The organism is Anabaena subtropica FACHB-260, from assembly GCF_014697105.1.
Classification (GTDB): domain Bacteria; phylum Cyanobacteriota; class Cyanobacteriia; order Cyanobacteriales; family Nostocaceae; genus Trichormus; species Trichormus subtropicus.
In genome coordinates this window covers 1-25,273 of sequence record NZ_JACJRF010000054.1, presented here as the reverse complement: position 1 = coordinate 25,273, position 25,273 = coordinate 1, and the positions used below count along the sequence as shown (strand labels likewise).

The 25,273-nt window shown below is 42.7% G+C and carries 25 protein-coding genes and 3 pseudogenes; 12 read left to right on the top strand and 16 right to left on the bottom strand.

What is annotated here, in order from left to right:
- Positions 1-112: 112 nt before the first annotated feature.
- Positions 113-448 (bottom strand): rubredoxin, encoded by a 336-nt coding sequence (locus H6G18_RS21720; protein WP_190409175.1) that lies wholly within the window; start codon positions 446-448, stop codon positions 113-115.
- A gap of 195 nt (positions 449-643) precedes the next feature.
- On the opposite strand from H6G18_RS21720, the gene ndhC reads away from it, so the two are divergent.
- The 5 genes from ndhC to H6G18_RS21695 all read left to right on the top strand — a co-directional run bounded on the left by ndhC (position 644) and on the right by H6G18_RS21695 (position 5,236).
- Positions 644-1,006 (top strand): photosynthetic/respiratory NAD(P)H-quinone oxidoreductase subunit C, encoded by a 363-nt coding sequence (gene ndhC, locus H6G18_RS21715; protein WP_010997983.1) that lies wholly within the window; start codon positions 644-646, stop codon positions 1,004-1,006.
- Positions 997-1,734 carry an NADH dehydrogenase subunit K gene (locus tag H6G18_RS21710; RefSeq protein ID WP_190409174.1) on the top strand — a complete coding sequence of 246 codons (738 nt, stop codon included), beginning with the start codon at positions 997-999 and terminating at the stop codon, positions 1,732-1,734. Before ndhC ends, H6G18_RS21710 begins: the two co-directional genes overlap by 10 nt.
- Positions 1,727-2,254 carry an NAD(P)H-quinone oxidoreductase subunit J gene (locus H6G18_RS21705; protein ID WP_190409173.1) on the top strand — a complete coding sequence of 176 codons (528 nt, stop codon included), beginning with the start codon at positions 1,727-1,729 and terminating at the stop codon, positions 2,252-2,254. Before H6G18_RS21710 ends, H6G18_RS21705 begins: the two co-directional genes overlap by 8 nt.
- A 197-nt stretch (positions 2,255-2,451) precedes the next feature.
- The gene (locus tag H6G18_RS21700; RefSeq protein ID WP_190409172.1) at positions 2,452-3,744 is read left to right on the top strand and encodes an ATP-binding protein; all 1,293 of its coding nucleotides are present in this window, start codon (positions 2,452-2,454) and stop codon (positions 3,742-3,744) included.
- Entirely contained in the window at positions 3,734-5,236 is a 1,503-nt protein-coding gene (locus H6G18_RS21695; RefSeq protein ID WP_190409171.1) for a tetratricopeptide repeat protein, read from the top strand. Before H6G18_RS21700 ends, H6G18_RS21695 begins: the two co-directional genes overlap by 11 nt.
- A 155-nt stretch (positions 5,237-5,391) precedes the next feature.
- Here the strand turns inward: H6G18_RS21695 and H6G18_RS21690 are convergent, their stop codons facing one another.
- Complete coding sequence (locus H6G18_RS21690) at positions 5,392-5,685, bottom strand: hypothetical protein (protein WP_190409170.1); 294 nt, start codon at positions 5,683-5,685, stop codon at positions 5,392-5,394.
- A 10-nt stretch (positions 5,686-5,695) separates the two neighbouring features.
- Between H6G18_RS21690 and H6G18_RS21685 the strand changes: the two genes are divergently transcribed.
- The 3 genes from H6G18_RS21685 to H6G18_RS21675 all read left to right on the top strand — a co-directional run bounded on the left by H6G18_RS21685 (position 5,696) and on the right by H6G18_RS21675 (position 8,109).
- Complete coding sequence (locus H6G18_RS21685) at positions 5,696-6,526, top strand: Rpn family recombination-promoting nuclease/putative transposase (RefSeq protein WP_190409169.1); 831 nt, start codon at positions 5,696-5,698, stop codon at positions 6,524-6,526.
- Between the two features lie 103 nt (positions 6,527-6,629).
- Positions 6,630-7,439, top strand: coding sequence for an SDR family oxidoreductase (locus H6G18_RS21680; protein ID WP_190409168.1), 810 nt, complete (start codon positions 6,630-6,632; stop codon positions 7,437-7,439).
- Between the two features lie 118 nt (positions 7,440-7,557).
- Complete coding sequence (locus H6G18_RS21675) at positions 7,558-8,109, top strand: alpha/beta hydrolase (protein ID WP_190409167.1); 552 nt, start codon at positions 7,558-7,560, stop codon at positions 8,107-8,109.
- On the opposite strand, the gene H6G18_RS21670 is transcribed toward H6G18_RS21675, so the two are convergent.
- The 7 genes from H6G18_RS21670 to H6G18_RS21640 form a co-directional block, all read right to left on the bottom strand.
- Positions 8,106-8,303 carry a hypothetical protein gene (locus tag H6G18_RS21670; RefSeq protein ID WP_190409166.1) on the bottom strand — a complete coding sequence of 66 codons (198 nt, stop codon included), beginning with the start codon at positions 8,301-8,303 and terminating at the stop codon, positions 8,106-8,108. The genes H6G18_RS21675 and H6G18_RS21670 overlap by 4 nt on opposite strands.
- 6 nt (positions 8,304-8,309) lie before the next feature.
- Positions 8,310-8,921 (bottom strand): low-complexity tail membrane protein, encoded by a 612-nt coding sequence (locus H6G18_RS21665; RefSeq protein WP_190409165.1) that lies wholly within the window; start codon positions 8,919-8,921, stop codon positions 8,310-8,312.
- Between the two features lie 137 nt (positions 8,922-9,058).
- Positions 9,059-12,187, bottom strand: coding sequence for a translation initiation factor IF-2 (gene infB, locus H6G18_RS21660; protein WP_190409164.1), 3,129 nt, complete (start codon positions 12,185-12,187; stop codon positions 9,059-9,061).
- A gap of 491 nt (positions 12,188-12,678) precedes the next feature.
- Positions 12,679-12,948, bottom strand: a complete 270-nt coding sequence (locus H6G18_RS21655; protein WP_190409163.1) for a YlxR family protein — start codon at positions 12,946-12,948, stop codon at positions 12,679-12,681.
- 148 nt (positions 12,949-13,096) lie between these two features.
- A complete protein-coding gene (gene nusA, locus H6G18_RS21650; RefSeq protein ID WP_190409162.1) occupies positions 13,097-14,374 on the bottom strand; it encodes a transcription termination factor NusA in 1,278 nt (425 codons plus the stop codon).
- A gap of 185 nt (positions 14,375-14,559) precedes the next feature.
- Positions 14,560-15,021 carry a ribosome maturation factor RimP gene (gene rimP / locus H6G18_RS21645; protein ID WP_190409161.1) on the bottom strand — a complete coding sequence of 154 codons (462 nt, stop codon included), beginning with the start codon at positions 15,019-15,021 and terminating at the stop codon, positions 14,560-14,562.
- 172 nt (positions 15,022-15,193) lie between these two features.
- On the bottom strand, positions 15,194-16,639 hold the full coding sequence (locus tag H6G18_RS21640; RefSeq protein ID WP_190409160.1) for a hypothetical protein: 1,446 nt from the start codon (positions 16,637-16,639) through the stop codon (positions 15,194-15,196).
- Positions 16,640-16,883: 244 nt separating this feature from the next.
- Between H6G18_RS21640 and H6G18_RS21635 the strand changes: the two genes are divergently transcribed.
- Positions 16,884-17,543 (top strand): peptidoglycan-binding domain-containing protein, encoded by a 660-nt coding sequence (locus tag H6G18_RS21635; protein WP_190409159.1) that lies wholly within the window; start codon positions 16,884-16,886, stop codon positions 17,541-17,543.
- 157 nt (positions 17,544-17,700) lie between these two features.
- Here the strand turns inward: H6G18_RS21635 and H6G18_RS21630 are convergent, their stop codons facing one another.
- The 6 genes and pseudogenes from H6G18_RS21630 to radA form a co-directional block, all read right to left on the bottom strand.
- Positions 17,701-18,597, bottom strand: a complete 897-nt coding sequence (locus H6G18_RS21630) for an SDH family Clp fold serine proteinase (RefSeq protein ID WP_190409158.1) — start codon at positions 18,595-18,597, stop codon at positions 17,701-17,703.
- A gap of 95 nt (positions 18,598-18,692) precedes the next feature.
- A complete protein-coding gene (locus H6G18_RS21625) occupies positions 18,693-19,514 on the bottom strand; it encodes a Uma2 family endonuclease (RefSeq protein WP_190409157.1) in 822 nt (273 codons plus the stop codon).
- Between the two features lie 167 nt (positions 19,515-19,681).
- Positions 19,682-19,903, bottom strand: a complete 222-nt coding sequence (locus H6G18_RS21620) for a hypothetical protein (protein ID WP_190409156.1) — start codon at positions 19,901-19,903, stop codon at positions 19,682-19,684.
- A 71-nt stretch (positions 19,904-19,974) separates the two neighbouring features.
- Positions 19,975-20,259, bottom strand: a pseudogene (locus H6G18_RS21615) (serine/threonine protein kinase); the annotation flags it as partial.
- A gap of 173 nt (positions 20,260-20,432) precedes the next feature.
- A pseudogene (locus H6G18_RS21610) lies at positions 20,433-21,164 on the bottom strand (Uma2 family endonuclease).
- Positions 21,165-21,228: 64 nt separating this feature from the next.
- Positions 21,229-22,761 (bottom strand): DNA repair protein RadA, encoded by a 1,533-nt coding sequence (radA, locus tag H6G18_RS21605; protein ID WP_190409155.1) that lies wholly within the window; start codon positions 22,759-22,761, stop codon positions 21,229-21,231.
- A gap of 177 nt (positions 22,762-22,938) precedes the next feature.
- Between radA and rpaB the strand changes: the two genes are divergently transcribed.
- The 3 genes from rpaB to H6G18_RS21590 all read left to right on the top strand — a co-directional run bounded on the left by rpaB (position 22,939) and on the right by H6G18_RS21590 (position 25,120).
- Positions 22,939-23,667 carry a response regulator transcription factor RpaB gene (gene rpaB, locus H6G18_RS21600; RefSeq protein ID WP_190409154.1) on the top strand — a complete coding sequence of 243 codons (729 nt, stop codon included), beginning with the start codon at positions 22,939-22,941 and terminating at the stop codon, positions 23,665-23,667.
- Positions 23,668-23,709: 42 nt separating this feature from the next.
- Positions 23,710-24,351, top strand: coding sequence for a cofactor assembly of complex C subunit B (locus H6G18_RS21595; protein ID WP_190409153.1), 642 nt, complete (start codon positions 23,710-23,712; stop codon positions 24,349-24,351).
- Positions 24,352-24,466: 115 nt separating this feature from the next.
- Entirely contained in the window at positions 24,467-25,120 is a 654-nt protein-coding gene (locus H6G18_RS21590; protein ID WP_190409152.1) for a Uma2 family endonuclease, read from the top strand.
- A 60-nt stretch (positions 25,121-25,180) separates the two neighbouring features.
- Here the strand turns inward: H6G18_RS21590 and H6G18_RS25370 are convergent.
- Positions 25,181-25,273: pseudogene (locus H6G18_RS25370) on the bottom strand (IS982 family transposase); the annotation flags it as partial.

Sequence of the window (25,273 nt, the reverse complement as noted above, 5' to 3'; positions counted from 1 at the left end):
TTCTAAATTTGTGTAAGGTTTCTCTAGAAGGTTTACCTCAAGCAGAATTAATGAGTGCTGAGTAATGAGTGCTGAGTAATGAGTAAAAAATACTAGCCTCTAACCTCTAGCATTATTGCAAGCCATAGAGACTTATAAAAAATAAGAATCCAAGAGCCAACGCACCAAAAATTAGGATATTTTTTTGCGCTGGGGTGAGCGTGTTAACACCTAAACCATAACCAAGATTTTCTTTGAAACCGGAGGCTGTACCAGCCGGCCCGATGTTGGTGAAAGCTGCCTTTTTCGCTGTACAAACTGGACAGCGCCAATTTATGGGCAGTTCTGCAAAGGGTGTCCCTGGCTCAATGTCATGCTTATCGTCACCTTTTTCAGGTTCGTAAACATAACCGCAAGCGCGACACTCAAAGCGGTCTAACACTGTATTTTCAACAGCTTGTTCGCTCATAACTAAAGTCTCGCAGAAAAGAAATATTAAATATACGTTAAAAATTATGACATATCTGTTAGACTTTTCTATCACTCATAAAAACGAATCAAATACCTGAAATGCGTTTGTTGCGCAGATTTCAGAAAAGCTAAGAAGATATAATGTAAAAGAAAGTAACAGCCTTATTTACACTATAAGCGGTAGATATTCATTGTGTTTGTCCTTAGCGGTTACGAGTACCTTCTAGGCTTTCTCATTATCTGTAGCCTAGTTCCTGCCTTAGCGCTTTCTGCGTCCAAGCTTCTACGACCAACTGGTAACAGCCTGGAACGCCGCACCACCTATGAATCTGGGATGGAACCAATTGGGGGAGCCTGGATTCAGTTCAATATCCGCTACTATATGTTTGCTCTGGTTTTTGTCGTCTTTGACGTGGAAACTGTGTTCTTATATCCTTGGGCAGTTGCTTTTCACCGTCTGGGGCTATTGGCCTTCATTGAGGCGCTGATTTTTATTGCAATTCTTGTAGTCGCCCTAGTTTACGCATGGCGTAAAGGAGCTTTGGAATGGTCTTGAATTCTGATTTAACCACCCAGGACAAAGAGCGAATCATCAACCCCATTGAGCGTCCTACAATCACTCAAGACCTGTCGGAAAATGTGATTTTAACTACGGTTGATGACCTCTATAACTGGGCTAGGCTTTCGAGTCTGTGGCCGTTGTTGTTTGGTACAGCTTGCTGCTTTATTGAGTTTGCGGCACTAATTGGTTCCCGCTTTGACTTTGATCGCTTCGGACTAATTCCCCGTTCTAGTCCCCGTCAAGCTGATTTGATTATCACAGCCGGCACAATCACCATGAAGATGGCTCCTCAATTGGTGCGTCTTTATGAACAAATGCCTGAACCTAAGTATGTAATTGCGATGGGTGCTTGCACAATCACAGGCGGGATGTTTAGCGTTGATTCGCCTACAGCTGTGCGGGGAGTTGATAAGTTAATTCCTGTGGATGTCTACTTACCCGGTTGTCCTCCCCGTCCTGAAGCGATTATCGATGCAATTATTAAGTTGCGGAAGAAGATTGCTGACGATTCTATGCAGGAACGGAGTCGGATTAGACAAACTCACCGTTTTTACAGCACAACTCATAACTTGAAACCAGTAGCAAACATCTTAACTGGTAAGTATATGCAGTCTGAGACTCGCTTCAACCCACCAAAAGAATTGGCAGAAGCGATCGGTCTTCCTGTTCCCCCAGCACTGCTGACATCACAAACCCAGAAGGAGGAACAAAAACGTGGCTGATGAAGAATTACAACCAGTACCAGCAGCAGAAGAGGCTATAGTTCCGTCTGGTGCTACTTCGCAGTGGCTAACGGAAAATGGCTTTGCTCATGAATCTTTGGCAGCCGACAAGAACGGTGTAGAGATAATTAAAGTGGAGGCAGATTTCTTGCTTCCCATCGCTACAGCCCTGTATGCTTACGGGTTTAATTATCTCCAGTTTCAAGGTGGTGTTGACCTTGGGCCAGGACAGGATTTGGTTAGCGTGTATCACTTGGTGAAAGTGAGTGACAATGCTGATAAGCCTGAAGAAATCAGGGTGAAGGTGTTTTTACCACGAGAAAATCCGGTAGTTCCTTCGGTGTACTGGATTTGGAAAACCGCAGACTGGCAAGAACGCGAATCTTACGATATGTTCGGCATTATCTACGAAGGACACCCCAATTTGAAGCGGATTTTGATGCCGGAAGATTGGGTGGGTTGGCCTTTGCGGAAGGATTACATTTCGCCTGATTTCTACGAGTTGCAGGACGCTTATTAAGCTGAGTGCTGAAGTGTCAGCTTGTGAGAATTTTCATGTCTCATCTTTAACCCCTTTCCGGCGGCGGAGAGGGGTAATGTTTTTTAAACGCAAAGTGGCGCGGAGGTTGGCGCAGAGTTTCGCAGAGAATAGTTCTATTTTTGCGAGGATGGGTGATGATATAAATAAGTATGAAAAATATTATGTTGCCATAGTTTATGTCTAAAGAATTATTAAAATCTTTTCAGGAAGCTTATAGCAATCTTGAATTGTTTCCATTGATGGGAGAGAAATTAATGGAGCAGTTTCGGGTAGATTATGGTGATGATTTAATAGCAGATTTGCGGCAATTAGTTGAAGATAGCCCTAATGGTGATGGCAAGTTTGTATTTACTGGACATCGAGGGTGTGGAAAGTCTTCTTTATTAGCTGAATTTAGTAGACAAGTTCAGGATAACTTTTTTGTAGTTTTATTTTCTATTGCTGACACTATTGAAATGTCGGCTGTTAATCATGTCAATATTCTCTTTGCGATCGCTCTTAATCTAATGTATGAGGCAGAGGCACGCAAAGTACAAATTCCTAAAACTACTAAAGATCAACTCTATGGGTGGTTTGCAACTCGCACTCGAACTACTGAGGTAGAGTTAGGGGCTGGGCTGGAGTTGGGTTTTGATTTGCTCAGTTTTCTGAAAGCTCAATTAAAGGCTGATGCAAAAGTTAGAGAGGAAATTACACAGGAATTTGAACGGAAAATATCAGATTTAGTTGCCCGAATTAATGAAATTGCTGCATTGATTCAGTTTGCTACTAAACAAGAAGTTATAGTCATCATTGATGATTTAGATAAACTAGATTTAGGAAGAGTTAATGATATTTATCGAGATAATATTAAAGCTCTGTTTCAACCTAATTTTCGGATTATTTATACTATCCCTATTTCGGTAATGTGTGACACTTTTCTCTGGCCGCTTATTGGTGCAGAAACTAATTACCAAACTGTGGTTATGCCTGTTATCAAGATTTTTGCTAAGGGTAACAATCGTTTGCCCGATGCCCAGCCTCGAAGTGAAGCAAAAAATATTTTATGTGAAATCTTACAAAAACGCATTTCTAGTGAATTAATAGACAAGTCAGCAGCAGAAAAGATTGTTGTTTACAGTGGTGGAGTTCTGCGTGAATTGATTCGTTTGGGTAATGTGTGTTGTCGCATTTGTTTGCGACTTATCAGGCAGAAACCAGGAGAAAAAATTGTTATTAATGACCAAATTATAGAAGAAGCCATTAAGCAAATTCGTAATGACCTTTCTCTGCGTTTGGGAAGGGACGATTTTGAAATTTTGAAAACTACTTATGAGCAATTCGAGCCTGAAGATGTACAGCAGCAGGAATTTTTAGAATTACTGCATGGGTTGTATATTTTGGAATATCGTAATGATGAAACTTGGTATGATATTCACCCCATTCTTGTAGAAACTCTGAGACGCAGGGGGTTAATTAATGGTGAATGAAGACTTGTTAGCAGATGCAGAAAATCGAGATGCTTATGATGATTTAATGGTTTCTATTGAAGCTAAAGCACATCGGTTAAATTTGCTAATTGCCGTTTGTGATGATGCTAGTTTTCGGGATGAGATTATTGGTCAGTATGAAGCAGAATTACAGCCAGAAATCCGTTGCTATCGCGTGAAATTGGCAAGGGGTGAACCGAGTTTGACGGCTGCTATTTCTCAATTGGTAAGAAATGAAGAGTATTTGCGTCAACATCATCCAGCAGTAATTACTGTGACTGGAGCAGAACAGCTTTATTTTCTCAAGCTGGAGAATGAGCGTTCAGAACAAGAGATTTTTTTCGGTTATTTACAGTGGACGAGGGAGGCGTTAAGGGAATTTCCTTTTGCTATAGTTCTCTGGGTGACTAATCAAATATTAGGTGATTTGCTGAAGAAAGCGCCTGATTTTTGGAGTTGGCGCAATGGTGTTTTTCGGTTTGTGTCTAGAAGGAAAAACACTATTTCTGGTAGAGAATTAGAACCGATTCGTTTTGTGTTCAGTGATAATGAGTTTTCAAGCTTTGATGATGATAATGATTATTTATTACCTATAGAAGATTTGCAAAGGTTTATTCAAGATATTGAACACAGAGGAATTAAAGATGCGACTTTAGCGACTTTGTACTTTACCTTAGGGGATATTTATAGAAAAAGACTCAATCGTGGTGAATGTCAGGATTATAAACAAGAGCAGGAATTAGGAATTGAGTATTTAAGTAAGGCTGTGGAACTACAACAACAGTTAGGTTTAGAGAAAGACTTAGCTACCAGCCTCAATAACTTGGCTGGACTCTACTATTCCCAAGGAAGCTATGACCAAGCCGAACCTTTGTTTCTCCAAGCTTTAGAACTGAGTAAACGCCTGCTGGGAGACAATCATCCCTCAGTCGCCACCAGCCTCAACAACTTGGCATCTCTCTACAATTCCCAAGGACGCTACGACCAAGCTGAACCTTTGTTTCTCCAAGCTTTAGAATTGAGTAAACGCCTACTGGGAGACAATCATCCCGATATCGCCACCAGCCTCAACAACTTGGCATCTCTCTACAAATCCCAAGGACGCTACGACCAAGCTGAACCTTTGTTTCTCCAAGCTTTAGAATTGAGTAAACGCCTGCTGGGAGATAATCATCCCGATATCGCCACCAGCCTCAACAACTTGGCATCTCTCTACGAATCCCAAGGACGTTACGACGAAGCTGAACCTTTGTTTCTCCAAGCCTTAGACCTGAGAAAACACCTGCTGGGAAACAATCACCCCTCAGTCGCCACCAGCATCAACAATTTGGCATATCTCTACAAATCCCAAGGAAGTTACAACAAAGCTGAAATTTTGTATCTCCAAGCTTTAGATATTTTGGAGCGACGGTTAGGAGAGAATCATCCTAATACTGTTACTTGTCGTAAAAATTTAGCAATTTTACGCGATTTTCTCAACTCACAACAGTAAAATTCACGTTCCCAACCTCATCAATTAACCTTTGAAATCAAAGTTTCATGTTCTGAACTCAAAGTTTCATGTTTCAAATAAGAACATTCCTATTTCAAATGAGAATGTTCTTGTTCTAAATGAGAACATTCTTGTTTTACGTGAGGATGTTTTTGTTATGAGGTGAAATCGTGGGGTTTTGGAGGCGATCGCTCACCCTTTTTACTCGAAGTTTCGTGTTCTGGGGTGGAATGATGGGGTTGTGAAGGCGATCGCTCACCCTTTTTACTCGAAGTTTTGTGTTCTGAGGTGGAATGGTGGGGTTGTGAAGGCGATCGCTCACCCTTTTTACTCGAAGTTTCGTGTTTTGAGGTGGAATGGTGGAGTTGTAAAGGCGATCGCTCCAGTTTAAAACTTGAAGTTTCGTGTTTAGAAATGGAATGATGGAGTTGTAAGAACGAAATTAGCAATTATATCCAGGTGCAAACAGATAAAATATTCTACAGCTTGTTTCAAGCGTTCCCCAGCATATTTTTTGCCATCATTGGGGAAACAGATATTAATCCCAGTACTTATGAGTTTGTCTCAGTGGAACTGAAGGAAACGGCTTTTCGCATTGATGGGGTATTTAAACCTGTTCATGAAACCGCAGAAGAACCCCTATATTTTGTTGAAGTTCAGTTTCAACTAGATCCTAAATTTTATAGACGCTTCTTTGCCGAAATCTTTCTTTATCTCCGTCAAAACCCATCTGTTAACTTTTGGCGTGCTGTTGTCCTTTATCCTCAACGCATTATCGAACCGGATGATCAACAGCCTTATCGTTTGATTTTGGATAGTTCCCAAATACAACGCATTTATTTAGAAGAATTAGGCGCAGCTAACGAAAACTCTCTGCAATTAGCGATCGTGCAACTAATTATTGCCAGTGAAGCAGTAGCTATTGACCAAGGTAGACAACTGATTATACAGGCAAGGCAAGAACTGACCGATGAAGCAAACAAGAAACAAATTGTAGAATTAATAGAAACTATCTTGTTGTACAAATTTACCAACTTAAGCCGAGAGGAGGTAGCAGCTATGTTGGGTATAGATGATGAATTCAAAAAAACTAGGATGTATCAGTCTATTAAAGAAGATGGACTAGAAGAAGGTAGACAAGAAGGTAGACAAGAAGGTAGACAAGAAGGTAAGTTACAAGCAAAGTTAGAGGTTATTCCCCGTTTGCTGGCCTTGGGGTTAAGTGTAGAACAGATAGCAGGTGCTTTGGATTTAACTATTGAGCAAGTTCAGGAAGTTGTACAAAATTAGTAGATTTTTGCTGAATATTTCTCATCAGCGCCTTATCAGAGATTCGTCACTTTCCAGTCACATTTGCTTGTAACCCTAACAATGTAGGCATTCCCAGACTATTATGAACGGGTTAAAAGGTAAAAACACTCTGATCACTGGTGCTAGTTCTGGTATTGGGCAGGCGATCGCTATTCGTCTTGCTCAAGAAGGTTGTAATATAGCTATTAATTACCGCAAAAGTCCCTCAGGTGCAGAGGAAACTGAGGAAATGGCTTTGCAAAAGGCCTGTAAAAATGTAGAAAACTGCGGTGTTAAGTCTTTACTAGTACAGGGTGATGTCTCTAAGGAATCAGATGTGATAGAGATGGTCAACACTGTAATTGAGAAGTTTGGTAGTCTCGATATTCTCATCAACAACGCCGGGATTCAAACTGAATGTCCATCCCACGAAATCACAGCAGAAGACTTTGATCGAGTAATTGGAGTTAACCTGCGGGGTTCTTACTTGTGCGCCCGTGAAACTATTAAACACCTGCTGAATCAAAATCGTACAGGGGTAATTATTAATATCTCCAGTGTCCACGAAATCATTCCCCGACCGAGTTATGTCAGCTATTCCATTAGCAAAGGTGGTATGGAAAATATGACCAAAACTTTGGCTTTGGAATATGCTCACCGGGGTATTCGTGTTAATGCTGTCGCTCCTGGTGCGACAATTACACCCATCAATGAAGCTTGGACTGATGACCCGGAAAAGAAAGCTGTTGTAGAAAGTCACATTCCTATGGGACGTGCTGGTACTTCCGAGGAAATGGCAGCAGCAGTAGCATTTTTAGCATCGGATGAAGCAGCATACATTACTGGACAAACTTTGTTTATAGACGGTGGACTCACTCTGTATGCTGACTTTAGAGAATCTTGGTCTGCTTAAGATGCAAGTATAAATTTGACATTACTACTATTGTCAAAACTAAATATAAAACTGGTTTTAAACCTCTGTGTCCCTTGGCGCTTAAAAATCAATTCATACACTGGGGATAGGTGAACTTATGAAAATAAAAACAAGGCACTACCAGTTAGTATGGCTGCGTCGTGCCTTAACATTAATAGTTACTGGCTGCATTTTACTTGTTAGCAACTCGGTCTTAGCTGCCCAAAGAGTGACACTAAAATACAACATCTTTCGTGAGACTATTGCTGTAGACGAGTTGTCAACCTTTACCCAAACGGGTGAACTCTCAAGTTCATTACGGATTAATTTAGCTCTGGCTCGACAAGATCCTAAAGTAGTTCGTCAATATTTAACAACACCAGTCAAAGTCAGCCCCATACTTTTAGATCGAGTTTTAAACAGTCCTGTTGGTAATATTATTCTTGATGAGCTAAGTCAAGTCATCCACACACCATCGCGCAGGGCTGATAGACAGGCGTTGCGTTCAGCTTTGGTACTTTCTGCTAGTGGCGATGAACAAGTAACCTTAATAGAAATACTTCAAAATTATCCTACCCCAGATGTAGAAGTTGACGGAGAGCGTTTGGGGAATGCTTACCGTCAACTTAGCAGCCTACAAGCTAGGTTAGAAAATTTATTAGGTTTTTAATAAGCCAAGGTTTCTAAAGTTTCCCGCAAATAACGCTGTACTTGCTGTTCTAAACGTAGTTCTTTAAGGTGTATATTACTTTCTAGTTGCCAACGCTGGAAACCAGAACTAGCAGCGATCGCATATTGGAGATTGCTCCAAATATCAGGATCACGAGAAAATTGATAATTACTGGTAGCTGGAATCTTAGCCATAGTTCCTTATTCCTCAGTTTTAACGTCAACAGGCAACTGGGGCAAGATTTTATTCACCCGCACCCCTAAAATTGTGAAATCCTGGTTAATCTTCTCTAAAGGTAATGGTTCTATCGCTGCAAATTCTGTGTCATTTGTCACTAAAACTCGCGCTACACTCACGGGAATTTGCAGAAACAAATTACTTGCCAAAAAGGTTAAAGCTGCCAGTATTAACCCCAGGATGCGCCATTGGGGCAAATGACTTGTGATATTGACAACTAAAGGAGCAGCTTGATATAGCTGCCACAATACGAATATAGATAGGATTGCTGACAACAGTGCCAGTACACGATTTAACTTAGTATTAATTAAACAGAGGATTTTTCTTTGCTGCTCAGTCAGATTTTCCGGCTTGAGTGCAATTCCCAAAATAGCAAATATATAAAAAGGGCGGCGTAACTGCATCCACAGAAGCGGTATTAAACCAGCTGCTGCGACTAACAAAAGTTCTATCCAGACTGGCAAAAGTGGCTCACCCACAGAAAGGAACAACAAACACAGTAGCAAGAAAATTGGTAGTGTTGCCAATCCAGCAATGTGAATCCACAATATCGGTTCAGAGCGAAATGAGCGCATATCAGAGTCCTGCGTTTTGAGTTTTGAGTGCTGAGTGTTGATTATCAAGTTGTGAGTTGTGAGTTGTCACAGTATAAGAACTGTGTTCAACTCTCTACTCGTAACTTTACTCACGACTCAGCACTCGTGACTCAGCACTATCTTGTTAATGCCAGGGTACGGCGTTTTGTCACCATTTGATAGGATTCGATGATGTCACCTTCAACCCAATCATGGAACTTATCTACACCAATACCACATTCATAACCGGCGTTGACCTCACGCGCGTCGTCTTTCATCCGTTTGAGGGAGTCAAGCACGCCTTCGTAGATCACTTTACCGCCACGACGTACCCGCACTTTGCAGTTGCGGACTAGTTTGCCAGATTGGACGTAACAACCAGCAACAGCACCACGACCAACTGGGAAGACAGCGCGGACTTCGGTTTGACCCAGGGGTTCTTCTACCAACTCTGGTTCTAACAGACCTTCCAAAGCGCCTTGGATATCTTCGATCAATTTGTAGATGATGTTGTATTCCCGCACATCTACACCTGCTTCATCAGCAGCTTGTCTGGCTCCACTGGCGTAGGTTGTGCTGAAGCCGATAATTACAGCTCCACTGGCTGCGGCTAGGTCAATATCTGTTTGGGTGATTTCGCCAGCCGTAGCTAACAACATCCGAATCTGAACTTCGTTTTGCGGGATTTGTTTGAGTGATCCCACAATGGCTTCTACAGAACCTTGTACATCGCCTTTCAAGATTAAGTTGAGTTCTTTCAACTCCCCTTCTTGAGCTTGAGCAGATAAGGTTGTCAGGGTGACGCGTCCTTGTAGTAGACGAGATAGACGTTGCTTGTCGGCGCGGTCTGAGGCCAGCGCTCTGGCTTCTTTTTCGTTATTAAAGACCTCGAATTCATCACCTGCTGCGGGTACATCACTTAAACCCAGTACCTCAACGGCAAATGAAGGACCGGCTATATCAACTCGTTTGCCGCGATCGTCAACCATTGCCCGGACTTTACCAAATGCTGAACCAGCAACTAGCATATCTCCTACGTGGAGTGTACCGTTTTGAATCAGCAAGGTAGCAACTGCGCCCTTGGCTTTATCCAGGTGGGCTTCAATGACAGTTCCTCTGGCACTCCGGTCTGGGTTGGCAGAAAGTTCGCCTACTTCTGCGACCAAGAGAATCATCTCTAGGAGAGTATCCAGGTTTTCACCCTTAATGGCACTCACGGGAACCATGATTGTTTCACCACCCCATTCTTCTGGGGTCAAGCCATACTGAGTGAGTTCTTGTTTCACTCTGTCTGGTTGTGCGCCTTCTTTATCAATCTTGTTGATGGCAACAACAATTGGCACTCCGGCGGCTTGAGCGTGGCTAATTGCTTCCACTGTCTGGGGACGAACACCGTCATCGGCAGCTACGACTAAGACAGCTATATCTGTCACCCTTGCGCCTCTTGCCCGCATTGCTGTAAAGGCTTCGTGACCAGGAGTATCCAAGAAGACGATTTGCTGTGGTTTACCCTCATGCTCGATATCGACGTGGTAAGCACCGATGTGTTGGGTAATACCACCAGCTTCACCTGCTGCGACTTTGGTTTTGCGAATCGAGTCGAGGAGGGTGGTTTTACCGTGGTCTACGTGACCCATAATTGTCACTACTGGCGGACGACGCAGGAGATGCTCCAAGTCGCCGATTTCAATCATTTCAGTAACTTTACGGGCTTCAGCTTCTGGTTCGGCGGTTTCGACTTCTACTTCTAGCTCTTTGCCTACCAAAGTGATTGTCGGAATATCCAGATTTTGGGTAATACTCACCGCCATGCCTTTCATGAACAGGATTTTCACAATCTCTGTATCGGCAACAACCAAAGCTTCAGCTAACTCTTGCACTGTCATGGGGCCAGTTATGACAACTTTTTCCGGGCGATCGCGTTTGACTTCTGTTTCTTGGCGGCGGTTCTGGTCACGGTTGTGGCTATTAGACGACCTCTTACCACGGGTAGTTGGTCCACTAATTGGAGCTGCGGTTGCTGTCTGAGCAGATCGAGCTGCTTTGGGCTTGGGAGGACGGGCGATGGAAAGACTGACTTGGACGGTTGCGGGTATTTCTAACCCCTCTTCATCTAGTAAATCTTCATCTTCAAAATCATCGTCCACCAATGGCTTGACGCGCTTGCCTTTAACGCCTGCTTTGCCAGCCTTTTCTTTGATTTCATCAATGATTTCTTCTTCCTGCCACTTTTTACCACCTTTGGCTAATCGAGGTGGTGTGGGGCGTTTCAAATCGAGGAGGTCTGGTGCGATCGCTGCCGTATCTCCTGCCTCTCCTCTACCACCACCTGGAACTCCTCTTGGTGGGGTAGCTACAGGTGTTGCAACATCTGCTGACGGGCGGACTGGTCTTTGGGGACGGATGCCGTCACCTGATGGTGCGCCTGGTCTATTGACCCGTTGCTCTGGTTTGACGGGCCCTTGAGCAGGACGTGCCTGTTTTTGTACAGGAGCTTGTGATGTTTCTCCCTGTGAAACTCTGGCGACTCTTGGTTTAGCCTGGTCGCGTTCTTCTTCTTGCCGTGGGCGATCGCGTTTGAGAATTGGTCTTTCTGATGTCCCACCTGTTGCTACTTCAGCTAGATCGGGCTTTTCTGACAAAGGTCTGCTGGGAGGTGCTACCAATTGGGGTTTTGGTTGTCTCTCCGGCTTGCCGGGTCTGGGTTGAGCAGTTTTTTCTGGCTTCTCTGCCGCGATTCTCTCTGGAGCTTCTGATTGAGCTTCTGGCTCTGTTTCTGGTGCAGCAGGTTTTTGCTGGGTCTCAGATAGATTCCGTGGTACAGGTCGAGATGGTGCCGTCGGCTTCATGGGCGAGACTGGTGTAGCGAAAGGCCGTGGAGGTGCAGCAGAATTAGCTTCAGAAGAAGCAATCTGGTTATTAGCAATTGACGCTTCTGGAGCGTTGGAGGTATTGTTTCTCAATATTTTGGGTTTACGAATTTCCAAAATTTGTTGTTGTTTTTGAGGTGGCGCAGGTCGGTTGCGCGAGCCAGCTGGTGCTGAATTTGGTCTATGACTGGTTGTGTTTAATTCTTTTTTAGATGTTCCATTTGTAGCTGCAAGTTTTTCCGCAGCTGCCCGGATACTTTCTGCCTCAGATTCTGAAATTGTACTGCTATGGCTTTTGACCGCAATGTTGAGCTGGTCGCAAATTGCTAATAGCTCTTTATTATCCAAATTCAATTCCTTTGATAATTCATAGATTCTAACTTTGCCGTTGTTCATCCACTCTTCCCCTTTAATTTACAGTTTTTTTGCGGATGGTTGCCTGGGAGTGCGACATCTCCATCCTTTGATTACTGTTTTAGGTTGCCCTTGGTGATTTTGCCGGTGCCTCCAATCAGGAAAGAGAGATGTTTCGGTTTAATGTTGGCATTTCCACCAAATATCGATGGTTAGCGAACGCCCATAAAAATTTCTTAATTAAATAAAACATTTTCATGATGTCCGTTGATGCCGAACTGCGCCTGAGCGCTACCAGGTTGCCATTTTGTCGGTTTTTGTTTTGCTGTTTCTGCGCCTTCCACAACACAATTGAGTGAAATTTTTTGGGAGTAATTCTTCGCTCCTCTTGATTTTGGCAGAGCCGCTTGCTAACTACACCCATTTTCTATTTTGACACTAACCCCAATAATTGTAGAGGGTATGGCTATAGCTCAAATATTTTCGCTGTTACCACTATTCCTCTAGGGATTACCACCATGAATGTTTTTAGCCTATTTTGGATTTTGGGGATCGTTTTGGGCTAGATTTTGCCACAATGTTTGGTACAGTGTGTCTGGCACCGATGCTTGTAGCGATCGCCCTAGTCGATTTTTTTTCTGAGCCGCTTGTAGGCAACTCATCTGTGGACAAATATAGGCTGAACGCCCCATGCCCTCATTTAATTGTACCTTCCCCGAAGGAAAGACACGGACAATCCGCCAAAAGTCTGGTTTTAGTCCTACTTTGCGGCAACTAATACAACGTCGATAATTAGGTTGCATCGGTCTTCTGTAACTTTAACAGAACTCTTGATGGTAATAATCAAGTTGGACTTACCAACTCAGATTCATCGTTAAGTTGCCTGATTTTTAGTAATAATTAAGACTAATACTGAAGTCTATCTTACCAGAAATTCTTAAGGCTACTAAATTACTCTTCATCGCTGGTGTCAAAAGATTCGTCTTCTAATTCCTCCTCTTGATTTTCTTCATAGTCTAGCTCCTCTGAGTCGATGTCATCTTCCTCTAGTTGATATTTTGCCCGAGCCGCTACAAATTTGGCATCTTCGGCGGCTTGGTCATACTTGGCTTTGTCTTTAATATCTATTTTCCAACCAGTCAACCGGGCTGCCAAGCGCACATTTTGTCCTTCTTTACCGATAGCCAAACTCAGCTGATCTTCCGCTACTAACACATGAGTTTGTCGAGTTTCCGGATCCATGAGCCGCACTTCATCTACTCGCGCCGGACTTAGGGCATTAGCTATGTATGTTGCTGGGTCTGGAGACCAACGAATCACGTCAATTTTTTCGCCACGTAATTCGTTGACTACTACTTGAATCCGTGAGCCTCTAGCACCAATACAAGCGCCTACAGGGTCTACATCACGATCAAGGGTGTCTACTGCTATTTTAGTCCTCGGCCCGACATAACGGGAAGGGGGGTTAGCCTCCCTCGCTACGGCGACAATCCGCACTACTTCATCTTCAATTTCTGGTACTTCGTTGGCAAATAGATAGACTACTAAACCTGCATCAGCACGTGACACTAATAACTGTGGCCCTCGTTGCTGACCTTGGGAAACTTTTTTTAGATAAACTTTAAATGTGGCATTTGCCCTGTAATTATCGTTGGGCAATTGTTCCCGCTTGGGTAATTCGGCTTCTACTTCTGGTTGTCCAAAGGTGCTGCTAACTGCCAAAATTACTGATTGGCGCTCAAACCGTAACACTCTGGCTTGCAAAACTGTTCCTTCTAAATCTTGGAACTCTTCTTGCACCATCTGGCGCTGTTGATCCCGCAGTTTTTGAGCTAGTACTTGTTTGGTTTGCATGGCAGCCATGCGCCCAAATTCTCCTTGGTCTGGGGTGACATCTAGTACTACTGAGTCCCCCAATTGGGCTTCTGGCGCTACTTGTTGTACTTCATCTAAGGAGATTTGATGGTCAGAATTATTAACTTCTTCGACAATAGATTTTGTGGAAAGAACGCGAAATCCTTCTTCATCAATATCTAGTTCGACTTCAAAATTATCAAAATAATCTTCATCAAACTGCTTGCGCTCTATATTTTGAGCGCGACGATAACGTTCATAACCTTTAAGTAGTGCTTCTCTAATAGCTGCTTGAACGGCTAATCGGGGCAAATTGCGCTCACGACTAATACTTTCTATTAAATCTTTTAATCCTGGTAAACTAACCATTGACATAAGCAATCTCCTTTATAAATGGGGTACTAGGAACTGGAAATTGGTATAGAACAATAGATATGGGGCATGAGGGACTGAGAATTAGGAATGTTTTTCCTTTGTCCCTTTGCCCCTGTCTCTGCCTCTTGCCCCTAGCCTTTAGCTTCTAATCCCTAGTCCCTAGTCCCTAGTCCCTCACTCCTCTTTTATCGGCACTCATTTAGCTGCACTTTAGTAATTTGGGAGCGAGGAATTTCAATGACGCGACCTTTTTGATTTATGTAAATTTTTGTCTCATCCCGGCGAATCAACTGACCAATCCACTCTTGTTGTCCTTCGTGGGGTGGGGAAGTGGAAACAATTACAGGAAACCCTTTAAAAGAAGTAAATTCCCTGTCAGTCACCAGTTGCCGCGAAATACCAGGACTTGAAACTTCCAAGACATAGGCATCTGGAATAATTTCCGTTGCATCTAAAGCAGCTTCTAAAGCACGGCTCATGCGCTCGCAATCGTCTAGACCAGTATCCTGTTGAGGATTGCGGATATCTACCCGCAGTACTGGTGGTCGTTGGTTGGTGTGAAAAACAATGTCAACGACTTCCAATCCCAGTTGTTCTGCCACTGGTATTGCCAAATCTGTAATTGGTGGGACTAGAGGATGAGTCATGTGCAAATACAATAAAAAAAGTGGGCAACAACCCACTTCCTGCGATAGGTATATCTTCCAAGAAGTTTTGTGACGAACCGATGATGGTTCGCCCTCTTTTGAGTGTAGCGCATTTCTTTACTAGTCAATAGTCATTGGTTATTGGTCTCCATCTGCTTCCCCTCGTCTCTATCTATTCCTTGACTTTTACAAGGGGGGAAAGTTTTTCTACCAATGGCTGGATGGATGTTTGTGTTTTAATTTGTCTAGTTTGCTCAAGAATTTGGTCGATGTCTTCTTGGGATAAGCGTTGGACATAGTTGAGTTTGACTTCTTCTAGGAAATCAACCAGTAAGCTCTGGATTTCGGAAAGTACGTGCTTTTGTTGTATTTCGGTGCCTAAGGCTTGGCTGAAGCTTTGAGCGAGTTGGCTGGAGAGTTGCGCTCCGACGGGATCTTTAATGGCGCTGACTAAGACATTGTAGAGATTTGTGGTGATTTGGCTTGCTAGTTGTTCGCTGATTTGGGTTTGGACTTGTCCAATTCCGGGTAAGGCTTGTAGATTTTTGTAGATGGGGACTTGTTGGAAGGCGCTGTCGATATTATGCCGCAACAAGGCAATGAGTTCTGGTTGGATTTTCGGCAGTACTTGATAAACAACAGTCTGGACTAGAAGACCTGCGATCGCTTCTATTTCATTAATATTATTAATATCTATGTAGGGACGCAATTTATCATTTTGTAGTAGCCAACTTGTAATTTCGCCTCTTTTAATTGATCCCTGCATTTGGTTAATTACTCGGATGACAACAATTTCTGTCAGTTCTTCGGCAAAATCGGCTAAAACTAGTTGATGGATTTGTTTATTAATTGGTTGTAAATTCAAGATATGGGCTTGGTCTAACCGGATCGTTACAGGTATTATCCGCAACCATCGCCAGAAGGGAATTAACAGGAATAAATCATACCAGCGCCACAAAATGGCATTTAACCAATTGAACCCCGAATGGCGGCTTTTGATGTAAATAACACGAGCTAGTAATTCTATGCCAAATAAGAGGACAAATGGTAAATCTATCCACCAGAAATTATCGATAAATTCACCATTTTCACCGATTTGACGGTAATAATTCGTAGCAATTAAAGGGGCGATGCTCCGGTTAAAAAAATTAATTTCTTGGAGCCAGCCTCTTTGAGATAAGTAAGGCTGACTCCAAAAGGTTGTAAAGGAATGTTTGGCTGAGTCATTACTGGTGCGATCGCGCATTCGATTTTTGATTCTTTCTAACGTCCCACTTTTACCAACGGCTGCAAATGGATTCCCTTCAATCATCTCGCTGCTAAGACGACTAAGCTCTTCCAGTTGAGTTTTCACTTCTGGTGACAATAAACCAGTCTGACTGATTTGTTCTTCTAACTTTTTGACTTGATTTAAATAGTTTTGTGTTTCTCTGTGCGGTTCAATACCTTTAATAGGGTCATAAGTCTGAGTAATTTGTGGTAGTCTCAGTAAGTAAAAATTTCGCCACGGCAAGTAACTCAAGTCAAATAAAACTAAGCAGAGGTTGAGTGTGGCAATAGTTGCCATCAATCTTTCAAAGTATAAATTCTGCTTTTTTATAGATTGTGGTTTAGCCATTTTTAGTTTTAAACTATACGAATTTTCAATACTGATTTTTACACGTCTAAATTATAATTTAGACAAATTATTTCTGGAGACAGAGGACAAAAATATTTTTTTATATGTTAGTTATATTTAACTAAAAAAGTACTACCATTCATCAAAAATTATGAAAAATTAAGTCAAAAACTGCAAAGTAACGTAGAATGTTGCACTTGTTCACCTTTATCATTTTGCTGTTTTAATTAAGGGAGTTTTACTTATGTGGTGTGGATTGAGAACATCGAGTGTGATCATTGCTACGACCTGCTTAATTAGTGCTAGTTTAGTAATTTCAAATACAACTTTTGCAGCTCGTCAACGTAATTATACGCCACAGGAATTCCGTTCTGTGTTACGTGGTTTAGGCTATAACGTAAAGGTAACTAACGAACCTCTCACTGATGCGGAAACGAAACAAGCCATAAGTGAATTTCAAAAGGGTTACAAAATTACTCCAGTTGATGGGATCGCAGGACCAAAGACCCAAGATTTCGCTGCTAACATTATTCAAATATTACAAGCAAACTTAAATGTAGTATTGAAGCCAAATCCGCCTTTGCCCCGTGATCAATTTTACGACTCCAAAACTGAAGCAGCTATTAGAGAATTTCAGAAAAAGCATCAGCTAGAAGAAACTGGAATTGCTAATTTAGCACTCCGTCAGAAGCTAAACGAAGAAGCAAAGAAAGCTATCAGCAAGCCGACAACATCACCAACACCGACAACATCACCAACACCGACAACATCGCCAACACCGACAACATCGCCGACACCGACAACATCACCAACACCCACCACATCACCGACACCCACCACATCGCCAACACCCACCACATCACCGACACCCACCACATCGCCGACACCCACCACATCACCTTAAATCACACAACAATGTGATAAAAATATCTCTTATCCAGCCTTTCGCCCTTAGCTTTTTACTTCAGGTTTGAGTCTGTGTGCTTCGTGTCTCTGTGGTAAAAGATAATTTATTTAACCACAGAGGCACAGAGACGCAGAGTCATAGGGATTTATGACTTTTATATAATTTTTTGATTTGGTTCTTCTAAGGGTCTGCCTTTTGGTATAGGTAAAATAGGACGACGGTCATCGTAAGGCATGGGAATATACTGAACGCTTGGTCTTCCTCCTTGGGGTTGGGGGTATAAATCCATTAGTTCGTAAATAGAACGGGGCAGTCCGACAGTTATGGGCAGCCCCATTTCTGTTGCTTCTTCAACGGTGATGGGATAATCATGGGTAACGCGTCCGGTAGTTAAGGCTTCGATAATAGATTCGATATTTTCAGGCTGAACTTTTTGTTTGGGGATATTATCTTTGAGCAAAGTTCGCACAAAGCGCTGTACTTGCTGAATAGCCTTACCTGCTAGGTCTGCCATGATTAAAGTCTGGTCATCAATGTCACCAATGGGCTTATCTTTGACTACTTTAAGAATGCTGGCGGCGGGGAAATTACCTAGTTGGGGATCAACGGGTCCTAAGACAGCGTTGGCATCCATGACAATTTCATCTGAGGCGAGGGCAAGCATTGTGCCGCCACTCATGGCATAGTGAGGTACAAATACAGTCACTTTGGCAGTGTGACGAATTAATGCTCTAGCAATTTGTTCGGTAGCTAATACTAAACCCCCCGGTGTGTGTAGAATCAAGTCGATGGGTACATCTGGGGGTGTGAGGCGAATTGCCCGGAGTATTTGTTCAGAGTCTTCAATGGTGATGTAGCGTGAGATGGGAATACCCAATAAACTGATAGACTCTTGACGATGTATCAATAAAATTACACGGCTTTTACGTTCCTGCTGGAATTCTTGTAAAGCCCGGATACGTCGATATTCTACTTGGCGTTTTTGCCAGAGGGGTTGCAGGGTAGAAAGTAGCAGAAAAATCCAGAATAAATCACCAATACCAAAGCCCATAGAATTAATTGTCCTAAATTCACGATCGCAGTCATTATTGTGACAATTTTTAGGCGATCGCAATTCTATCTACAGGTTTATCTGGTAAGCATAATTTACACTAGCTCATCAGGATTCACTCCTAGTTGTCGCAGACGTTCTGCTAACTGTGCTGCTTTTGCTTTTGCCTGTTCAGCTTCTTGTTTAGCATCAGTAGCTTCCTGTTCAGCAATCATTGCTCTTTCCGTAGCTGCAACAACTTCTTCTGTAGGCTCAGAAATTAATTCCCCTGCTAAGGTGAACCAACGTAGCCACAACCTGTTGATATCTCGAAACCCTCCTTGCCACACACCCAAACTTAAACCCAACTCTGGTATGAGTATGCGTCCCTCAGTTAAATTTATCGCTTCATAATGACCGCCTACTAACTGAAAGGCTCTTAGTTCATTGGTGTAGCGGCTAAACACAATATAGTAAGGGATTCGCAAAATTCGCTCGTAAACTTCCCATTTGCTTGGAGGTTTAGCTGTTGGTTTTTGAGTAATGCCTAAATCTTCCTCTTCTGTACCTGGAGATAATAATTCTACTACTACAAAAGGATTTGCTGGTTCTTGCCAAGTAACATAACTTAAACGCAAATCTTCGCCTTTGTAGAGTTTTTGTACTCCCACAACGCCAAACCAATCAGGGCGTTTGTACCATAGTGGATGATCAAGATCGTAATAAAGATTCAGGTCAGCCGCACTGTAAACTAATTCAGGATTCCAGTTAATGGGTTGAAAGGTTAAGTATAAAAGTAAGGGCTGTAAAAAGTGGAAATCGTCTGGCAAGCCTGGCTCCTCTGGGTTGTCGCTAGGTAAATCATACATTGTTGGTAGAGTTTCCCACGGAGGAAGCGGCGGATCTGATTGGGGAATGTATCTAGGGAAGGTAGTCATGTCAGCTAAACTTTGATGTTGCTGCTTTTATTATCTCCAAATGTTGAGTTTCCTATGCAATCTCACTACCGACGGACGCATTAAGCCTGCTTGCTGCCATTCGATAATTTCAACATCAAAAGCAGTTTGAGTAAAATGACTGAGCCAGATTGATAATTTTGCACTGCTTAAATCGTGTCGTAGATAGCATCATCTTCGCTGTAACCTTTCAATAATTGATCGGCTGCAAGACGATGCCAAACTGCTTCTTCTTGTTCTTCTTCTGTGGGTTCATTGACGAGAATAATTACTTTTACCTGCTGGTTAGTTGCTAACTTTTGTAAAACAGTATTCGGTAATTCTACTTTGCCTTCAGTGGTGACGTTTGCTGGAAATTCGTATGCTTTCATGTTGGTTTTAATGTTTGCAAGTCTTATTTGCTATTGTGACGCTGTGATTACCAAACTAGCTGCGTCGCCGCCATGCAGGGTAAGTCAGCATCATCAAAAACATTTTCTACTTCTACAATGTGGGGATGGCGACATAAGGCTAGGCGTAATGCTTCTTCTTTGAAATCTTGCTTGAGTCTACTTTGATGCGGTATCCAAGTAGGATTATTGAGTATTTCTTCACGCAAGGTTTTAATTACACGCGGTTGACCCTGTTTATTTTTCGCTAGGTAAGTGATCCCAATGCCACCTTCACCCAATTTTCTCTCGATTCTGTAGCGATCGCCAAATAACTGCTTCCCTGGATTCCACACCATATGTCAAACCGTAGTTTTACTGGCATTCTATTCTGGCATAGGCAAAACTTACTCTTGTCGGCAGGAAGATTTAAGGTGCTAGGGATGAAGCTTACAATAGCAATATATTCAATCGCCATGAAATTATGACACCAGCAGAGGCGATCGCAATTTTTAAATTGTTGGCGAAATGTCTAATCTTGCGGCTCAATTCCGGCGGCGCGTAGTTGTGCTGCTAGTCGTTCAGCCCGTTGATGTTCCTGTTCGGCGCGTTGTCTTTCTTTTTCGGCTAACTCGAAACCCCAAAGTAGTAGGTTTCCTTGTTCATCCCACCACCGCAACCAGTTTCCTGTGTGATTTTCACACATACCTTCCCATACGCCAAGGTAAAGATTCATTTCCGATATCCAGTACAGCTGATTGTTGTTTGGCTCTTGTAATGTGTACCGTTCTGTGTTATCTAAGCGATACATCTCGAATCTACCGCTATCTGGTTCAAAGATAATATAGTTGGGAACTTTGAGGATGCGCTCGTAAAAAAACCATTTTCCTGGTGGATGGGTTGGTTTGACTGAGTATTCTGTACCCTCTGTATCGGAAATAAATTCCATGACAATCACGGGAATTTCACCCTGTCATTGGGGGGTGTAACTGCGTGTTACTTCTGCTCTATTAACGCTGATACTGGGAATATATGCCCAATCAGGTGCTTTAACAACCACTTTGCCGTTAAGGGTGGCACAAATGCCGTAATTTGTTGTTGTTAGGGTATTTTTTGGGATTTTTCCGGCTATTTGTAAACTTTCGGTTAATGCTGCGGCTAAGGTTGGTTGGTTGATGTTGTCTACTGGTTCGTCTGGTAGCTTGTAATCATCGGGGAGTTTTTCCCACGTGATTTGGTAGTTTGGGGTGGCGATCGCTGTCATGGGTGTAAGGTTTTAGGGATGTAGGGGGAGGAAAACTATTTCTTCCAGTGTCTGTAACCTGTTTCTATTCGTCGTCGTCTGGATCTAAATCTTCGTCTGTCAATTCCTGATGGGGGATGGCGGCAATAATTGCATCTATGACTTTGGCAACTGGTAAAATTTCAATGTCGAAGTCGGGAAATTTTTGACCTTTGGGAACGATCGCTCGCTTAAATCCCAGTTTGGCTGCTTCTTTTAACCGGAGTTCCATCTGGGAAACCGATCTCACTTGTCCACCCAAGCCGACTTCGCCAATCAAGACTGTACCGGGATCAACAATGCGATCGCGGAAACTGGCAACTATGGCAATGGCGATACCTAAATCTACGGCTGGTTCTTCTACGTTCAATCCTCCGGCCGAGGCGACGTAGGAATCTAATTTGGACATGGGAATCCCTACACGCTTTTCTAAGACGGCGAGAATCTGGACTAAGCGGTTATAATCTATACCCGTGCCAGCACGCCGGGGAGAAGGGTAGCTGGTGGGACTGACTAAGGCTTGTAATTCCACAACAATAGGACGTGTACCTTCGCAAGCAACAACAATTGCTGTACCTGGTGCGGGATCATCACGGTTGCCTAAAAATAACTCACTGGGGTTAGGTACTTCCCGGAGTCCATTTGCTACCATTTCAAAGATACCGATTTCGTGGGTTGCACCAAAGCGGTTTTTAACTGTGCGTAATAATCTATGGGAGGCAAAGCGATCGCCTTCAAAATAGAGTACTGTATCTACTAAGTGTTCTAAAACTTTCGGCCCGGCGATCGCGCCTTCTTTGGTGACGTGACCCACAATTAACATGGTTATATCTTCATGTTTTGCCACTTTCATCAAGGCGGCTGTACATTCTCTCACCTGTGCAACTGAACCAGGTGCAGAGGTAAGTGCTGGGAAAAACACGGTTTGAATACTGTCAATTACAGCTACATTAGGCTTGAGTGAATCAACTTCTCGTAATATCTCTTCTAAATCTGTTTCTGGCAAAACATATAAGTCTGCGCCTGCACCTTCAGCTATTGATACTTGATGTGTTGGTTCTAACTCTTCTCCCTGCTCTTCTCCCTGCTCTTCTCCCACAACACTTAGAGTTTTTGCTACACCTAAGCGAGAAGCTCTTAACTTTACCTGTTGTCCTGATTCTTCGCCAGTTACATAGAGAATTCGATATCTCTGCGCCAATTGATTGGAGACTTGTAGCAATAGAGTAGATTTACCAATACCGGGATCGCCACCAATCAAAACCATAGAACCTGGAACCACACCACCACCAAGCACCCGATCCAGTTCTCCATAGCCAGACTCCCAACGGGCGATTTGGCGATCGGTAATTTGGTCAAATGTTAAAGAAGCTCGTGGTTTTGCCGGCTTTGCTGCTTTGCCATTATTCTGAGATGCGTGCCAACCACTGACTCCTCCCTTAGGAACATCTACGGAGGACTGAATAGTAATCTGTTCTTCTAAAGAATTGTAAGTACCGCAAGCTGGACACTTACCAAACCATTGGGGAGATTCTGCCCCACATTCGTTACAAATATAAAAGGTTTTAGGCTTTGCCATTCTTAAATCTTAATTAATATTAAATATTTTAATTTTTCCTTAAGTGTTGCTCAAATTGAAAATTCAATTGATAGCAAGAGTTAGAGCATTTTCCAAATCATTTGTGGGAATGATATCTTAATATTATGGTATTAAAAATTAATCATGAGAAATTTTAGTTAAGGAGCGTTGAGCAACTTGGAAAGTCATAAAGAAAAAATCCTGGTAGTAGACGACGAAGCTAGCATTCGCCGGATTTTAGAAACGCGCCTTTCGATGATTGGCTACGATGTAGTGACAGCAGGGGATGGCGAAGAAGCTTTGGAAACATTTCGCAAAGCTGAACCCGATTTAGTGGTTTTGGATGTGATGATGCCAAAGCTAGATGGTTACGGTGTTTGCCAAGAATTACGTAAAGAATCAGACGTTCCCATTATTATGCTAACAGCCTTGGGGGACGTTGCCGATCGCATCACGGGTTTGGAGTTGGGTGCTGATGACTACGTAGTTAAACCATTCTCGCCCAAAGAACTAGAAGCGCGGATTCGCTCAGTCTTGCGACGGGTAGATAAAACCGGTGCTTCTGGTATCCCCAGTTCTGGGGTGATTCACGTTGGTAACATCAAAATTGATACCAACAAGCGCCAAGTCTACAAAGGTGATGAGCGTATCCGCTTGACAGGTATGGAATTTAGTTTACTAGAGTTGTTAGTCAGTCGCTCTGGAGAAGCTTTTTCCCGTTCAGAAATTTTACAAGAAGTCTGGGGTTATACTCCAGAACGCCATGTAGATACTCGCGTGGTAGATGTGCATATATCCCGCTTACGGGCAAAATTAGAAGATGACCCCAGTAACCCAGAACTAATCCTCACAGCAAGAGGTACTGGCTATTTGTTTCAACGCATAATTGAACCAGGAGAGGAATAGGGAGTAGGGAGATAATCACTGTTGACTAATGATTAATGACTAATGACCAAATCTGATCCCAATCGAGTTTTACGGCGCTTGCCCTTAGTAGTAGGTGGGTTAGGCGCTATACTTTTGCTGGTTAACCGTTTATTGACATCGGAACTGACCAACTCTCAAGCGCGTGGTGATGTGCTGGGAGTAATTTTGAGCGCTGTTCTCATTTTAACGGGTTTAATTTGGCAGCAGGTGCAGCCGCGATCGCCTGATTCTGTAGAACTCATTGGTGAAGAGGGTTTTGTCTTAGCAGCAGATTTACCAGAAGCCGTGAAAACAGAACTAGCCTGGGCATCCCATTTGTTATTGACTAATACAGTAACGCGATCGCTAGTGGTTTACTATCAAGGCAAAGTTTTGTTACGTCGCGGTATTCTGTCCCCCAAGGGAGAAGTCATACCAGGAGCAATTGTTAAACGAGTTTTGGAAAAACAACAGCCTGTTTATTTAGTAGCTTCAAATGTCTACCCAGGACGGATTGAATTTGATTATTTACCAGATAATACTCAAGGTGTAATTTGTCAACCAATTGGCAATCAAGGAGTGTTAATTTTAGGAGCAAATGCCCCTAGAAGTTACACTAAACAAGATGAAAATTGGATAGCAGGAATTGCTGATAAATTAGCAGTAACTCTCCAAGCTATATAAAATTGATGTACTAAAATTTCAAACCTCTCATCCTCTCTGCGCCACTCTGCAAAAATGCCTAAAGGTGAACTGCTCTTTGGTGTGAGATTTGTATCTTCCCCAAAGGTTAATTGCTATGTTGACAACAACACAACTCGCAGAAACAAGAACTTTGCTGAAAAACATTAGTTGGCAGACGTTCAAAGCAATGCTGGCAGATATGGGAAATGAACGAAACTCCCGACTTGCCTATGACAAGGGAGTAGTAGAAATCATGACTCCACTAATGCCGCATGAGAACTCCAATCGCCTGATTGAAGGCTTTATTCTCGTGCTGTGTGAAGAATTTGGCTTAGAAGTCAAAAGTATAGGCTCCCTTACCTTAACAAGAGACGATTTAGAAAAAGGCGGAGAGCCAGATAGTAGTTATTACATTCAAAATGAATTTTTAGTTAGGGATAGAGAAACTATTAATTTAGCTCAAGACCCACCACCAGACCTAGTACTAGAGGTAGATTATTCTCGACCTAAAATAGACAAGTTATCTCTTTATGCCTCAATGGGTATCCCTGAGTTTTGGAGATACAACGGGACTTTCTTAAAAATTTATAGTCTTTCAGGTAATGAGTACGTAGAAGTTGAGTTTAGTCCTACTTTTATGCCAGTTTTGATACAAGAGATTCCCCTATTCATACAAGAAAGCAAAAAAATAGGTCAACTTGCAGCAAAGAGTGCTTTTCGCGCTTGGGTCAAACAACAAATCTCTGCGGCTCAACCACCTATGGCTTAACATACCCTACCTTTAAATTATTACAAGTTTACGAATTACGAATTATACGTCTAATGTGAATTAAAGAGAATGAGACTGGAAGGTGAGAACATCAATACCAAAAAGGCGGCGAAGCAATTTGCGTAGTGTGTGAGAGGCGATTTTGGCAGCAAT

Coding starts and splice junctions, on each gene's coding strand:
- H6G18_RS21720 (WP_190409175.1), bottom strand. CDS start 448: ATGAGCGAACAAGCTGTTGAAAATACAGTGTTAGACCGCTTTGAGTGT.
- H6G18_RS21710 (WP_190409174.1), top strand. CDS start 997: ATGGTCTTGAATTCTGATTTAACCACCCAGGACAAAGAGCGAATCATC.
- H6G18_RS21700 (WP_190409172.1), top strand. CDS start 2,452: ATGTCTAAAGAATTATTAAAATCTTTTCAGGAAGCTTATAGCAATCTT.
- H6G18_RS21695 (WP_190409171.1), top strand. CDS start 3,734: ATGGTGAATGAAGACTTGTTAGCAGATGCAGAAAATCGAGATGCTTAT.
- H6G18_RS21680 (WP_190409168.1), top strand. CDS start 6,630: ATGAACGGGTTAAAAGGTAAAAACACTCTGATCACTGGTGCTAGTTCT.
- H6G18_RS21675 (WP_190409167.1), top strand. CDS start 7,558: ATGAAAATAAAAACAAGGCACTACCAGTTAGTATGGCTGCGTCGTGCC.
- H6G18_RS21670 (WP_190409166.1), bottom strand. CDS start 8,303: ATGGCTAAGATTCCAGCTACCAGTAATTATCAATTTTCTCGTGATCCT.
- H6G18_RS21665 (WP_190409165.1), bottom strand. CDS start 8,921: ATGCGCTCATTTCGCTCTGAACCGATATTGTGGATTCACATTGCTGGA.
- infB (WP_190409164.1), bottom strand. CDS start 12,187: ATGAACAACGGCAAAGTTAGAATCTATGAATTATCAAAGGAATTGAAT.
- H6G18_RS21655 (WP_190409163.1), bottom strand. CDS start 12,948: ATGCAACCTAATTATCGACGTTGTATTAGTTGCCGCAAAGTAGGACTA.
- nusA (WP_190409162.1), bottom strand. CDS start 14,374: ATGTCAATGGTTAGTTTACCAGGATTAAAAGATTTAATAGAAAGTATT.
- rimP (WP_190409161.1), bottom strand. CDS start 15,021: ATGACTCATCCTCTAGTCCCACCAATTACAGATTTGGCAATACCAGTG.
- H6G18_RS21640 (WP_190409160.1), bottom strand. CDS start 16,639: ATGGCTAAACCACAATCTATAAAAAAGCAGAATTTATACTTTGAAAGA.
- H6G18_RS21635 (WP_190409159.1), top strand. CDS start 16,884: ATGTGGTGTGGATTGAGAACATCGAGTGTGATCATTGCTACGACCTGC.
- H6G18_RS21630 (WP_190409158.1), bottom strand. CDS start 18,597: ATGGGCTTTGGTATTGGTGATTTATTCTGGATTTTTCTGCTACTTTCT.
- H6G18_RS21625 (WP_190409157.1), bottom strand. CDS start 19,514: ATGACTACCTTCCCTAGATACATTCCCCAATCAGATCCGCCGCTTCCT.
- H6G18_RS21620 (WP_190409156.1), bottom strand. CDS start 19,903: ATGAAAGCATACGAATTTCCAGCAAACGTCACCACTGAAGGCAAAGTA.
- radA (WP_190409155.1), bottom strand. CDS start 22,761: ATGGCAAAGCCTAAAACCTTTTATATTTGTAACGAATGTGGGGCAGAA.
- H6G18_RS21595 (WP_190409153.1), top strand. CDS start 23,710: ATGACCAAATCTGATCCCAATCGAGTTTTACGGCGCTTGCCCTTAGTA.
- H6G18_RS21590 (WP_190409152.1), top strand. CDS start 24,467: ATGTTGACAACAACACAACTCGCAGAAACAAGAACTTTGCTGAAAAAC.